The following is a 12,206-nucleotide window of genomic DNA, read 5'->3' as shown; positions in this document are numbered from 1 at the left end:
TCACAAGGAAATCCCATGACATCCGGCAACACAATGCAGATCGACCCTCTGGTCGCTCTGCAAGAAGCGAACGCGCGCGAAGAGTTCTTCAAACAGCGCAATTTGTTCCTTGGCCAATGCCTCGCAGTCCAGAAGGCGGAAAACCAGATCCTTCTCGAAAAAATCAGCGGCCTCGAAGCCGATCTGCGTGTTGCGCGCGGTGAAGGCGATACCATTGACGGAGAAACCGAATAATGGCGGGCGTTGCTTACTACAACACCGGTACGGCGACGGTTGCGGTCAACTCAAAGACCGTGACCGGTACCGGCACGAACTGGCTTTCTGTCGTCGGTGGGCTGACGGCTATCAAGGCCGGCGACAAGTTCGGCATCCATGTTGGCCGTCCGATCATTATCGCGTCGGTCGACAGCAATACGCAGCTGACGCTTGAGGATAATTGGCCAGGTCCTGCGCAAACGAATGCTGCATACCGCATCGAGCTGACAAATCCTGATGTCATCGCGGTGGAAGCGTTGCGTCGGGTTCTAGGCTCTTTGTCTGGCGGCATTCTTTTCGGCGTGTCCCAGCTCACCGCTGCGCCGAACAAGGCCTTGACGATTGATGAGAATGGCGCGGCGGCGCTTGCCGATCTATCGCCTCTCGGCAAATCACTGATTGCCGCCCTCAATAGCTCGGCGGCATATGGCGCTCTTGGCGTGATCCCGAATGCGCAGTTGCCGACACGGTTGAGGGATTTGTCGACTGCGGTCACCGATGCAAACACTGCTATTACGAACGGCGTCTACGGCGTTGCGAGCAATGCGGCGAACATCCCTGTGGCGGCCACTGGATCAATCACGGTTGCTACCTTTAACGCTACGAACCTCGTCCAGATATACACTCGCGTGAGCAATGGTGATGTCTGGGTTAGAAGCTTGGCGGGTGGTGCATGGGGTTCTTGGTCCCGCTTAATTGCATCAGATAGTGCGGGAGTGGTTTCAGATACCGCTCTTCCGGCGCGGTTGAGGGAACTCTCTCCTACAATCGCAGACGCGGATACGGTGCTGGCGAGCGGAAACTACGCGGTCGCAAGTGGAGCGTCGGGTATCCCAGAGGCTTCTGCGGGTATGCTCTCGGTCGGAATGTACAGCACCAATTCTGGAGCGGTACAGATATACGTGAGAGCGTCCAACGGAAACGTATGGCGTAGGGCCAGAAATTCCGGTTCATGGGGTTCATGGAAACGCATTGACGGCGACCTTTCAGGTCCCGGCGCAACCGTGGTCGCTAACGCCTTCGTTGGCTTCAGCGGTACGAGTGGTTTTCTGACGAAGGCGCTCACAACGCTTGAGGCATTAGCTTCGCTTGGTCCTGTCTTTGGCGGGACAATACCGACCCCTTCGACTGCCGGGGTCGGACTGTCAGACGGTGATTTCAATACCCTCACTGTTGGCGGGGTCTACACCACGACCGGCAGCTATGCGAATGGCCCTCTTGGGAACCCTGCGACACATGCAGGTTATGTCGAAATTTACCCGCGATACTCGACGCATGTCACACAAATCTTTCGCACAACACCGGGGGTTGCTTACAAGCGAGTTGGCAATAGGGCCAGCGCTAGCGTTGACTGGACTTGGGGCGCTTGGGGCATCACCGAAGGTGACGTTACCGGCCCCGCTTCTTCTGTAAATAACAGGCTTGCCGCGTTCGGTGGGACCGGCGGGAAGACGCTGGCTGATAGCGGAGTTTTGATATCCGATATCGTTAAAACATCGGACGTACCGGCTCGGATTGCTTCCGCTCTCTTGCAAGATCAAAAGGCTACCGGAGTGTCTGGTGGCACATCTGTGGTTGGGTGGCAGACAAGGACTCTGAACACAGAGGTGTTCGATCCGAACAACCTTGTAACGCTCGCATCAAACCAGTTCACCGTCGCGTTCGATTGCGATTGTGAGTACATCACCAACGCCTACCATCCGACTGGCACAGGTCTGAAAGGTCGCATCTACAATGTCACCGATAGCGCTGTAGTTGCTTACTCTGGCGTCGGTTACGTTCAGGCCAATTCCTACAATGTTGTCGGTTACGCTCGGCTTGTCGCTGGAAAAACTTACCGGTTGGACATGTATGCCGCCGTCGCTGCGGCCACCAATGGTCTTGGGGGGTACGTTGGTGACGGCTCCACCGAAATCTATTCCTCTGTCTACCTCAGGAGGGTGTAATGCCATTCGCTTTGGTTATTGATGGTGTAGTTGACACCATCTCTTTTGAAGACCGTTCGGACGATTCCGAATGGGTTCAGGTTGCCACCGGTGTATTCGGCGGCTTTATTCGGCAGGAGGACGGGTCGTTCTTGCCACCGGACCAGCCGCCGTCATCACCAACCATCACCGACTATGAAAACGCTATCCAGAACCTTGTCGACAGCACTGCACGCGAGAAGCAATTCCGGGATGGCGTGACGCTCGCATCTTACACCGCGTCGACAAAGCCCAAATGGGCGGCAGAGGCTCAGGCCTTCGTCGTGTGGCGCGACAACGTCTGGTTTTACGCTTACGGTGAGCTTGCGAAAGTTCAGGCAGGCCAGCGACCACAGCCTACCGTCGACCAGTTCCTGGGCGAGATTGCCCCCATCTCTTGGCCGGTAGCGTGACTCGGCAACCATAACCAACAATCAGAAGAACATCATGGCGACTGTACGCGAGGTACAGCAGCGCTTGATTTCGCTCGGCTATGATGTCGGGCATACTGGTGCCGATGGCATTCCCGGCACCATCGGCACGAAAACGCTTGCCGCGCTCGGTCTGACTGAAGCGCAGATTGACGCGATGTCGGCGGAAGCGGTCATGACTTAAACACGTAGAGCAGAACCACATTCTTTCTCATTGTCGACATACAACGCAAGATAGGATAGATCGATAGAAGTCGAATTGCATGCAACTACAGTTTGTAAGGTGCGCTATGGCAGAAATCGACCCTAAAGATCCCTCCCAGCGGCTGAAGCCGATTGGTTTGATCAAGCAGATGCTCTCCTATGACGTCTCGGACGTGGACGGCACAATGTCCCCGACAGACACGATGGCTGGTCCAAATTATATTTGGGTTGGTGCGTCCGCGGTGGAGGCAATTGTCGCCGCCGTTTATTCCAGTCGACTAACTGAAGTAAAAACTGTCTTGGACATGCCCTGTGGTCACGGCAGGGTACTTCGGCATCTAAAAGCTCTGTTCCCCGAGGCAAGCATAGACGCATGCGATCTGGACAAGGAAGGCGTTGAGTTCTGTGCCAACAACTTTGGCGCCAGACCCATAATGTCTCAAGAAGACCTAACCGCTGTTGAATTTGACACCAAGTACGACCTGATCTGGATCGGCAGCCTGTTTACCCATACCTCGCGTGAAATCACGGAGAAGTGGCTTACGTTTATGTCGAAGCAGTTGACCGAGAACGGGATTATTGTGGCCACCTTCCATGGCCGGTTTGCTCCGAAGCTCCACTACCATACCCCATACGTCGACAAAGACCGATGGGCCGTGATCATGGATCAGTATCTCAGGACCGGCTACGGGTACACCGACTATCACCCCAGCCAGTCGCACGACTTCATTGAAGGCAGCTATGGCCTTTCAGTCACTCGGCCAAGCACGCTTCTGGAGATTATCTTCAAGATCCCCGGCGTTCGCGTTCACCACTATCAAGAACGCGGATGGGGTGACAATCATGACATCATCGCGTTTGGACCACCGGATTGGGACAATTCCTTCTGGGAATCGGAAGAGCCGCAGATGATCCCCGATCCTGTGCCTCCGCCAGTGAAGCGACGGTTGCCTGAGCGGTTGCGTGATGCGGCCAAGGCGCTCTTCGGGGAGTGATACACAAAACTGATGACAGAAAGGGCTCGCTTCGGCGGCCCTTTTGTATTGCCGTTTAAGCGGCACCCATAACCCAAGATAAGGCGTAGAAACAATAGAGGCCCGCAGCTCCGCCAAGCAGCGGACCCCAATGCCGCGGCCTGTTTCAGGGGACGCGCGACAGCGGCGTTTTTAAAGCCGTCGCCACATGCGTACAATCTCAGAAGTTACCCATCATTCAGAGAAGCCTGCATTCTCAGGAGTTCGCGATGATCAACTTTTCGCGACCGATAAAAATAGAGGCCCGCAGGGCCGGGGGGCAGCTGCGGGCCTCTGTCAGGTCGCTTGGCGGAGCGACCACGCGCAAGGTGGCCTCGGTCGCATGAACCGCAGATGAACGACTCGCCTCTGTTCTGGGGCGAGAAACAACCCGTAAAAATCAGGATTCCCAAATGCCAATCACCAAAATCTCCACACAGGGGAGGGCTTTCGTGCGCCTGCACGAGGGCAATCCACTTACCTGCTACCTCGACCCCGTCGGCATTCCGACAATCGGTACTGGCTTCACAATGGGCAGCGACTCCGTTCGTCGTGAGCTCGCAAAAATCGGCATTACGAAGCTTGTGCCAGGAAAGACCAAGATCACGGCAGCGCAGAGCGATGTTATCCTCGACGCTGTTCTTGCTGCCGAGTACGTACCTGCCGTCGTCGCCGGTTCGCCCGAGAACCGCAAGCAGCATGAGCTGGACGCTTCTGCATCCGTGACGTTCAATCTCGGCGTCGGCGCGATGAACTGGACGTGGGCTCAGCTCTGGCGCAAGGGCCAGATCAAGAAGGCCGCCGCTCATCTCGCGAGCAACTACAATACTGCGAAAGGCAAGAAACTGCCCGGCCTCGTGCGCCGCCGCAAAGAAGAGGCGCTTCTATTCGAGAAGGGCATCTATACCGGCGTTGGCGTGACGAAAGAAGTGACGGCGGAACCGCCCGTTCTACCAGATCCAATTGTGAAGGAAGCGCAGGAGCTCCTCACGACTGCTGGCCTCAATCCCGGCGCTATCGACGGCTGGATGGGTGCCAAGACCAAAGCTGCCGTAGTCGCCTATCAGAAGGCACACCCGCACCTTATCGCCGACGGCATCATCGGTCCTGCCACCATCGCACAGCTTCGTCGCGACGCAGGCGCGGCCAAGGACGTGGTCACGAAGGGCGCTAGCTCTGCGGTTGGCTCTGGGCTGCTTGCCTTCATTGCTGGCCTTCCATGGGGCTGGATCGCCGCAGGCGTGCTTGTGGCGGTTGTCGGCTATGTCGCCTATCGCAACCGCGATGTGATCGCACGCCGGTGGAATAGCTCGTGCGGCAAGGAGGTGGTGGTGTGACCCTCCTTTGGCTTAAGGCAAAAGGCTACCTAGCCGCAATCGGCACGGCGCTCGCGATCCTCGCGGGCGTCTTTTTGTATGGCCAGCGGGCAGGGCGCACCGCGGCGAAGGACGAGCAGGCTGCGGCGAATGCCAAGGCTATCAAGAAGGCCGGGGACGTCGAGCATGAAATCAAAAATCTTGGCGACGATGATGTTGATCGTCGTCTTACTCAGTGGATGCGCGACAAGCGGTAATTACTGCGACATCGCGCAACCGGTGCGGCCGTCATTCGAGGATAGCCTGACGCCGGAAACAAAGCGGCAAATCCTCACCGAGAATGAAAAGCTGATGAAGCTTTGCGGGGTGAAGCCATGACCGGCCCTGAGATCATGGCTGTCGGCGGGTTCTTCGTGCTACTGTTCGGTTTCCTCTTCGGCCTATGGAAGTACGTCGACGCGAAGATCAGCGCCGCAAAGATGGAGGCGTCTGGCGCCGCATCTGCGGCTTCGGCAATGGCGTCCCTTGCGAGGGAAGAGCTCGCTGCTCACCGCCTGCATGTGGCGGAAACCTACGTTTCAAAGTCCGGCCTTCGCGAACAGACTGAGCAGATCATGGGCGCTATCGGTGCCGTGAAGGACGCCGTCGACAAGATGACTTTGCGCGTGGACCGCATCGTCGAAAATCAATCAAAGCCGCGCGCGACGCGGGCAGGGTAAAGCATGGCTAGACAAGGAAATTCATCTACGGCTCGTGCTGCGCGCATGAGGGCATCTGCGAGTTATTTCGGGGCTGGCGTGATTGGGGGCGCAAAGCTTCCCGTCAGCCTACCCGTCGCCCCGCTTCTTTTTGCCGGCACTGCTCGCCTGGCCGGTTGGGCTGGGAGCGCGGCTAAGGTCGCCCGCAGTGCCAATCCGACCACGCCACAGACGTTTGGGTTTGATGCGAGCGGTCGCCTAGATCTCGCGGCCATCGAAGCATACGTAGGCGGGGTGAATGTCGCGGCAAGGGCGGATACCATTATCGACCAGTCCGGCAATGGCTTCGATCTCGTGCAAGCCACGCAAGGCGCGCGGGCTTTCGTCCAGCGGTCGCAACTGGCCGGCTCGGCGCTACCGTTTACTGCCGGTCCCAACATCCAATATCCGATCCCGGCTGGCCTTTCCGTGGATCGCGCGAACCACTCGGTGTTTCTGGTTCTGAGACCGCACCTTGCCCGTGCGTCCTACGCATGGATAAAGCTGGGTACAACGCTGACCTATGGCACCACGACGCCCGACACGCCAACAGCGGGCGGCGGCGGGCGCATCTTGGATGCTGCCAATGGCAACTTATCCAAAGTCCAGAGCCGCGCTCCAAAGACATCGGGCGTGGCCATCATGGGCTATTCAAGCGGCGCTTCTGATGTGAAGTTTTACAATAACCGCGTCATCGAGACTGTAGCCGGCGGCTTGACCGCTGGCACACTCACAGGCGGCACTATCGAGAATGGGAACGGCTACAGCGAGATCATGGCCGTTGTCATCTTCCCGCGCGCGCTGACGGCTGCAGAGATGGCGTCTGTCGGCCGGTCTCTGGAGGCAGTCGCCGCCTTGCAGCTTGGCCAGACCAAGGGCGTCTTCATGATCGGAGATAGCAGAACGGCGGGGCAGGGCAGCGTTGCTACCTATGTTGCGGGCCTCGGCATGACGGCCACGGAGCCGGATCAGCTATTCGGCATTCTCGGCAGCCCTGCTGATACTGCCATATTCAACTGCGGACAGCCTTCTATCCCGATTACGGCGCTGAACTCCCCCAATGACCGAAACCGTATCAAGGAATTGATGGACGCCTATCCCGAGATTACAAAACGGGTTGCCCGCGTAAATGCGGGGATCAACGACCTCCGGGCGGCTCCTACGGACGATAAGGGTGATAACGTCTATAACGCCATCGTGGCATACTGCACATGGTTGCGCAGCATTGGTGTCAAGGTAATCATTTCGACCATCGTTATTCAAGCTATTGATGGAACGTACACGGCAAATGCTGAAACGGCTCGAAACTCGATTAACGCACGTATTCGCGCCAACCATCCTACGTTTGCGGATGGTTTCGTGGATTATGATGCAATACCGCAGCTTGCCGATCCCAACAACGGAACCTATTTCGCCTCTGACAAGCTGCATTTGACCGGCCTGACCTATCAGCTTCAAGCCGGGGTGCTAGCACCAGAGGTCGCAGCGTTGCTCGCGACGTAAGGGTTTAATCTAGTGGTGGTGGCGGGAAAAGCTCAGCCCAAAAATCGTGAATATCTTCTGGCGGTACCCTCGGAATAGTTGGATTGAACCGCCAGGGTCCCATTACGTGCTTGATGTGATCTGCTAGCGCCAAGGGAAGGCTTTGCTTAAGAGAGGGGTTTATGACCCAGGAAATACGCGGGGGAATCCGATCGAGGTCATCAACCATATCCTTAAGCGTCTGCACCGATATATATAATGTGTCTCCCGTATCGCTCGATCTGATCGCATCGTGTACCCGCTTATAAGGACCTTCGCCCCAGGCACCTAGGTGCACGATGCAATTCCTCATTATTTGGATGTGCCCAAGATGCGCGAATAGCGGCTGTAGCCCCTCTATTACGGATTCTGGGTAGGACAGAGCCCTTAGAACCCTTTTTAACGTTGTCTTTGCCGCTTCCATGGTTTGTACCCCGATAAGAGCTTTTGGAAGCGTTGAGGCATTCTTTGACTCGGCGAGCCCTTGAAAAGTCAACAGGGAAATCTGCGCGTTGAGGCCGCTTTCAACTCCGGCGAAACTGAAAATAAACTTGCCCAGCCAGTAGAAGTATTCCGCATCGCGATCATCTGATTGAAAAGACATCTTGCTCTTTCTCGATTGAGGTGACGGGCTTTTATGCCCCGTTGTCGCGGGCAACAGCAAGCAGTCTAATCGACAAAGAAATGTATTTTGTTTTGCACTATAATCAAATCTGCGGTTACTTTAGGAGATTTGATTATGGACAGATCAAAGCTGATTGCCATCGAAGATCATTTGAAAGCGGCACTGTTGTTGGCTGAGCAGGCCAACATAGGGCTGTTAATATACTTGCTGAACATGATCCTAATGGACGTGCAAGGCCGGCTGTCTGGTAAGATAAAGCAACACTAACCGGCTCATTCGCCTAACACATCACCCTCGGTCTATGGCCGGGGGCTTTTAACCCGCTTGCCGAGAGGTAGGCGGGTTTTCTGTTTGGGCTGGCAGGTGACTTGCCAAATTCCAGTTTTATTGGCGAAATTGCCACCGAGAACGATCTATTCGAGAACATCGACAACAATGTGCTATCTTAAATTTTAATTAATGATAACAACGTGTTAACGCTATCAAAAGCCGCCCCAGATAACTGGAAGCGGCATGCTTGATGAAATCAATTGAGTAATTGCGCCAATATGTGGGAGTAAATTAGAGCTAAAAATATAATGCCACTCCCCTGAAACGAGGGGATTAATTGTGGTTTAAATTGACTTTGTCAATTAGTTTTACGGTATATCCTTAATTGCGCAAGTATCTTGTAAAGAGCCGCCCGTGGGCGAATGTGGAGATTGTCCGTACTGAGGACCTCCCAAAACCAGAGCAAAAAGAATCCCTCCGGCGTGGAAATCGCCGTGTGCTCGCACTCTTCGTTTGTGCGATATTCAAAGCTGATTTTCTTGTTCTTTTGCTCTGAACGCGACTGATACAGCGCTAAATATCTGAATGAATGACTCGATCACGACTGTGTAAATCGCGGGGATGATGATTATAATCAGTGGGGAATTGAGAGAGCGGGACGCTATGGTGCCGCATGTGTTGCACGTCACATCTGAAAAAAATAAGAATCTAAATGACAAGAATATAAAGATCGTGGCTACGAAGGGCGTCGCGATATTACTTTTTGTAAAATTTGCCGGAACACGCTCCTTGAAGATAATAAATCTCGATGAAATGGCAACGAGCACCGCTATAGTGGCAACGAGCATGACGATATTGGCTACGACAAAGAACGACCCTTTGCCGGGTTTAACAGTCTCAAAATCTCGATATCTTTCGAGCATGAAAGAAAAAACATTAGGGACTGTAGTGGGCGGCTCAATCGTATTCAGAGCTACAACTGATATGTCCGTAAAGTAGAGAAGACACAGCGCAGGCATAAAGAATAAATTAAAGTATTTTATCAACCTGAAGACTTTTTCGTCAAAATACTTTGAGGCCCCTCTCGGTAATATTGGACTTATCCACTTTTTCACGCGCGTCATTCTTTCTCTTGGGGCAGCACCCTGAAATATCATGCCGTTCTAAGGTTCTCAATCATATCCCGCTGCGGATAATGCGCCCAGCAATGCCAGGTGGATTTCTCGGCCTTCGATCGAGAATACCCGAAGCCGCCCCATTTCTTGCAGCCAGGATGCTCGCAATAGTGATTCTCGTGAATGCCGTCGCTATTTTTGGATTGGTCGCTCATTGGTTCTTCTTTCGAAATTCTGGCGGCAGATCTGCGCCAATCACAGGGGAGGCGCCGCGTGCATGAAACTGTATAGACCACTCATGCAGCGCTTCGGCAGGATCGTCCGCTGAAACGGAACCGATAACCACGTCAGATAGGCCGGGGTCTAAATACAGAATCGGGGCTTGCTTGAGGTCATCGCTGTAAAGCATCTGCATGGATGCGCCAGATGTCCGGTTAGGATCGGTCCAAAACCTCTCCGGCCCAGCATAGGCGTAGACCTCTTTAAAATCTGGTGTGGCCAACGCCTTCTCAATGAGACGCCGATCGATAGTGGATAGCTCCACCTGGTCGATGTCCATGTAATCGCCGTCGGCTGGCTGGTCGGTTACGCTTATGCCACGGTCTTCAAGCACGCTGGGTTTCAGAAGCATTCTCTCCTCCCTCATCCAAAAAGATCGGCGGTCTTCCTCTCGTCTTCGACGGGCAGCAGCACAAGGCCGTCATCAGGCAATGGCCGCTGAAGCGCTTTCGCTTGACCGGTTAGAGGAGGCTTTTTTGCTCAACCAACTCGCCAGACGTCGATACGATCGATGATCCATAGGGCTCGCGCGACGAAATGATCAGCGCGTCATCCGGTAGTGGGCGGGCTAGATCCTTGGCTTCATTCCAGGGGGCCCGCATCCATATGTCAGTCTCCTCCTTAGTCAGCAGCAGGACAGGCATCGCTTTCTCATGGATCGGCTTAACGAGATCGTTGGGATCGGTGGTCAGAAATCCATAGAGATCGTCGGTCGTGAGCCCGTCCCGAACCTTCCGGACGCTCTTCCATTGCGGCACATGGATACCGGCAAAGAACATCAGCGACTTTGCTTCATCGCGGGCGAACCAGGCATTGGGCACATTGCCACCATCCTGTTTGCTCGCCGGATCCGGTTCGGCAAAGCTGGTGACAGGGACGAGGCATCGATGTTCGACACCGAACCATCGTGTCCAGTGGGGCAGGTTGAGCTTGCGTACGTTGGTCACACCGCGGTCCGGTTCCATGCGGGTAAGCTCATCCATATCGACAGCCTGACCCTTGGCCTTCAGTTTCCCCGCCCTCGTTTCCGCCGCTTTTTTCTGAACGAAGGTCGGCGAGGGAAGGCCCCAACGCGCATGCACGAGATGCTTCTTGCCGTCCGCCGTGTTGCGGACGATCGGCCCCATCTGGTCGGGGTTCATCTGATAGGCTGGCATCAGGTTGATCAGGCTTTCGGCGTCCTGAGCCCATTTGGAGACCCAGTCCTTGTCTTCCATCCGATATAGATTGCACATGGCAGCAATTCCTCCGTTGCGACCGAATGCAGTTGTGTGGTGAGTTCCGCCTCCGTCGCTAGTCGAGCTTGTAAACGTCGGCATTGTCTTGCCGTTCCCGCAAGCCTTTGTAGGAGGCATGGCGTAGCTTGCCGTCCGCCGTCCACGCCCGGAACTCGATCTCTGCAATCAGTGTTGGCTCGACCCAGACGATATCTGATTTTTCGGGAAAGGGTACAGGCGGCTGCTTTCGCTTCCAGCGCAGCTTGTCCAGCATCTTGCGCAGCCTGATCATCTCGGCTTCCTTAAAACCTGTACCGACGTTTCCGACATGAATGAGCTCGTCACCGCGATAGGCAGCAAGCGCCAGCGAGGCGAACCCGGCAGGCGATGCCGTCGATGGCTCATAGCCCACGATCATGAACGCTTCGCTCCCAACGCATTTGATCTTCACCCAGTCCCCGGTCCGGCCGGAACGATAGGGCTGATCGAGATGCTTGCCGACGATGCCCTCGAGACCAAGGCTGCCAACGTGTTCCAGCAGGATCGCGGGATCGGCGTCAATGGTTTCCGAAAGGCGGATCGCGCCGTCGTGTCCCTTCAGCGTATCCTCGAGAAGATGGCGGCGTGAGCGGTATTCAATATTCCGCAGATCATGACCGTCGAGATAAATAAGATCGAAGGCGTAGAGGATGGCGTCCGAAGCTCGGTTGCCAAAAGTCTTTCCAGAGGCACCCAACGATTTCTGCAGCAGCCCGAAATCCGGCCGCCCTTCATCGTCAAGCACAACCGCCTCGCCATCGATGATCATCGTTGCCGGCCCAAGCGCCCGGGCAGCCTGCTCGATCGCCGGAAACCGGTGCGTCCAGTCATGGCCGCTACGCGTGAGGATGCGGACCCCAGTCGGCTCGATATGGACAGCCAGTCGATAGCCATCCCATTTCAGCTCCCAGCTCCATTGGTCGCCTTGTGGAGGATGCGCCTTCAATTGGGCGAGCGCCGGCTCGACGCGATCGGGCATCGGATCAAACAGCAGCTGGGGCTGTGCGGGATTGCGCTTCCGACGCGGCTTTGACCGCAGCGGGGCTTCGCTATCACGAAGGAGCGGCTTTGATCTCGGTGGCTTCGTCATGCAAACGAGTTCAGCACGAAAACCTTAAGAAGATTGTGACGCCGTTCATCTATCCCCGCTATCCACCATTCTAGACCCGGCGGTCGCAAGGGCCGCAAAAATTTCTGTTTCCCCTTACCTCCTTGAATCC

General features: G+C 55.4%; 15 protein-coding genes. 10 read left to right on the top strand and 5 right to left on the bottom strand.

The window, feature by feature from the left end; genetic code table 11:
• Positions 1-15: 15 nt before the first annotated feature.
• The 9 genes from CRP02_RS18695 (at position 16) to CRP02_RS18660 (ending at position 7,423) form a co-directional block, all read left to right on the top strand.
• On the top strand, positions 16-234 hold the full coding sequence (locus tag CRP02_RS18695) for a hypothetical protein (RefSeq protein ID WP_097171960.1): 219 nt from the start codon (positions 16-18) through the stop codon (positions 232-234).
• Positions 234-2,201: a pyocin knob domain-containing protein gene (locus tag CRP02_RS18690; protein WP_097171959.1), complete on the top strand. Its 1,968-nt coding sequence runs from the start codon at positions 234-236 to the stop codon at positions 2,199-2,201. Before CRP02_RS18695 ends, CRP02_RS18690 begins: the two co-directional genes overlap by 1 nt.
• Positions 2,201-2,632, top strand: coding sequence for a hypothetical protein (locus CRP02_RS28000; protein ID WP_323455375.1), 432 nt, complete (start codon positions 2,201-2,203; stop codon positions 2,630-2,632). Before CRP02_RS18690 ends, CRP02_RS28000 begins: the two co-directional genes overlap by 1 nt.
• Positions 2,633-2,666: 34 nt before the next feature.
• Positions 2,667-2,834 (top strand): peptidoglycan-binding domain-containing protein, encoded by a 168-nt coding sequence (locus CRP02_RS27605; RefSeq protein ID WP_179784070.1) that lies wholly within the window; start codon positions 2,667-2,669, stop codon positions 2,832-2,834.
• A gap of 106 nt (positions 2,835-2,940) precedes the next feature.
• Positions 2,941-3,849 (top strand): class I SAM-dependent methyltransferase, encoded by a 909-nt coding sequence (locus tag CRP02_RS18680; protein WP_179784069.1) that lies wholly within the window; start codon positions 2,941-2,943, stop codon positions 3,847-3,849.
• A 431-nt stretch (positions 3,850-4,280) separates the two neighbouring features.
• Positions 4,281-5,204: a glycoside hydrolase family protein gene (locus CRP02_RS18675; RefSeq protein WP_097171957.1), complete on the top strand. Its 924-nt coding sequence runs from the start codon at positions 4,281-4,283 to the stop codon at positions 5,202-5,204.
• Positions 5,201-5,440: a hypothetical protein gene (locus CRP02_RS18670; RefSeq protein WP_097171956.1), complete on the top strand. Its 240-nt coding sequence runs from the start codon at positions 5,201-5,203 to the stop codon at positions 5,438-5,440. The genes CRP02_RS18675 and CRP02_RS18670 overlap by 4 nt, the downstream gene beginning before the upstream one ends.
• Positions 5,441-5,557: 117 nt before the next feature.
• The gene (locus CRP02_RS18665) at positions 5,558-5,902 is read left to right on the top strand and encodes a hypothetical protein (RefSeq protein ID WP_097171955.1); all 345 of its coding nucleotides are present in this window, start codon (positions 5,558-5,560) and stop codon (positions 5,900-5,902) included.
• Positions 5,903-5,980: 78 nt separating this feature from the next.
• Complete coding sequence (locus tag CRP02_RS18660) at positions 5,981-7,423, top strand: SGNH/GDSL hydrolase family protein (RefSeq protein WP_143539328.1); 1,443 nt, start codon at positions 5,981-5,983, stop codon at positions 7,421-7,423.
• Positions 7,424-7,427: 4 nt separating this feature from the next.
• Here CRP02_RS18660 and CRP02_RS18655 read toward each other — a convergent pair whose 3' ends face one another.
• Positions 7,428-8,045 (bottom strand): hypothetical protein, encoded by a 618-nt coding sequence (locus CRP02_RS18655; RefSeq protein ID WP_097171953.1) that lies wholly within the window; start codon positions 8,043-8,045, stop codon positions 7,428-7,430.
• Positions 8,046-8,180: 135 nt separating this feature from the next.
• Between CRP02_RS18655 and CRP02_RS27600 the strand changes: the two genes are divergently transcribed.
• Positions 8,181-8,333, top strand: a complete 153-nt coding sequence (locus CRP02_RS27600) for a hypothetical protein (protein ID WP_179784068.1) — start codon at positions 8,181-8,183, stop codon at positions 8,331-8,333.
• 1,156 nt (positions 8,334-9,489) lie between these two features.
• Here CRP02_RS27600 and CRP02_RS27595 read toward each other — a convergent pair.
• The 4 genes from CRP02_RS27595 to ligD form a co-directional block, all read right to left on the bottom strand.
• Entirely contained in the window at positions 9,490-9,666 is a 177-nt protein-coding gene (locus CRP02_RS27595; protein ID WP_097171951.1) for a hypothetical protein, read from the bottom strand.
• Positions 9,663-10,082, bottom strand: a complete 420-nt coding sequence (locus CRP02_RS18640; RefSeq protein ID WP_143539327.1) for a hypothetical protein — start codon at positions 10,080-10,082, stop codon at positions 9,663-9,665. The genes CRP02_RS27595 and CRP02_RS18640 overlap by 4 nt, the downstream gene beginning before the upstream one ends.
• A gap of 109 nt (positions 10,083-10,191) precedes the next feature.
• Positions 10,192-10,965 (bottom strand): SOS response-associated peptidase family protein, encoded by a 774-nt coding sequence (locus CRP02_RS18635; protein WP_097171949.1) that lies wholly within the window; start codon positions 10,963-10,965, stop codon positions 10,192-10,194.
• Between the two features lie 58 nt (positions 10,966-11,023).
• A complete protein-coding gene (gene ligD / locus CRP02_RS18630) occupies positions 11,024-12,076 on the bottom strand; it encodes a non-homologous end-joining DNA ligase (RefSeq protein WP_097171948.1) in 1,053 nt (350 codons plus the stop codon).
• Positions 12,077-12,206 lie beyond the last annotated feature (130 nt).

Origin of the sequence: Rhizobium sp. AN5 (assembly GCF_900215255.1) — a bacterium.
In the GTDB taxonomy this organism is placed as follows: Bacteria; Pseudomonadota; Alphaproteobacteria; order Rhizobiales; family Rhizobiaceae; genus Agrobacterium; species Agrobacterium tumefaciens.
This window is presented reverse-complemented; position numbering and strand designations above follow the sequence as displayed.

Bases quoted from the DNA above. Each gene is read 5' to 3' on its own strand.
- CRP02_RS18690 (WP_097171959.1), top strand. From the start codon at position 234: ATGGCGGGCGTTGCTTACTACAACACCGGTACGGCGACGGTTGCGGTC.
- CRP02_RS18635 (WP_097171949.1), bottom strand. From the start codon at position 10,965: ATGTGCAATCTATATCGGATGGAAGACAAGGACTGGGTCTCCAAATGG.
- CRP02_RS18675 (WP_097171957.1), top strand. From the start codon at position 4,281: ATGCCAATCACCAAAATCTCCACACAGGGGAGGGCTTTCGTGCGCCTG.
- CRP02_RS27605 (WP_179784070.1), top strand. From the start codon at position 2,667: ATGGCGACTGTACGCGAGGTACAGCAGCGCTTGATTTCGCTCGGCTAT.
- CRP02_RS18640 (WP_143539327.1), bottom strand. From the start codon at position 10,082: ATGCTTCTGAAACCCAGCGTGCTTGAAGACCGTGGCATAAGCGTAACC.
- ligD (WP_097171948.1), bottom strand. From the start codon at position 12,076: ATGACGAAGCCACCGAGATCAAAGCCGCTCCTTCGTGATAGCGAAGCC.
- CRP02_RS18655 (WP_097171953.1), bottom strand. From the start codon at position 8,045: ATGTCTTTTCAATCAGATGATCGCGATGCGGAATACTTCTACTGGCTG.
- CRP02_RS28000 (WP_323455375.1), top strand. From the start codon at position 2,201: ATGCCATTCGCTTTGGTTATTGATGGTGTAGTTGACACCATCTCTTTT.
- CRP02_RS18680 (WP_179784069.1), top strand. From the start codon at position 2,941: ATGGCAGAAATCGACCCTAAAGATCCCTCCCAGCGGCTGAAGCCGATT.
- CRP02_RS18665 (WP_097171955.1), top strand. From the start codon at position 5,558: ATGACCGGCCCTGAGATCATGGCTGTCGGCGGGTTCTTCGTGCTACTG.
- CRP02_RS27600 (WP_179784068.1), top strand. From the start codon at position 8,181: ATGGACAGATCAAAGCTGATTGCCATCGAAGATCATTTGAAAGCGGCA.
- CRP02_RS27595 (WP_097171951.1), bottom strand. From the start codon at position 9,666: ATGAGCGACCAATCCAAAAATAGCGACGGCATTCACGAGAATCACTAT.
- CRP02_RS18695 (WP_097171960.1), top strand. From the start codon at position 16: ATGACATCCGGCAACACAATGCAGATCGACCCTCTGGTCGCTCTGCAA.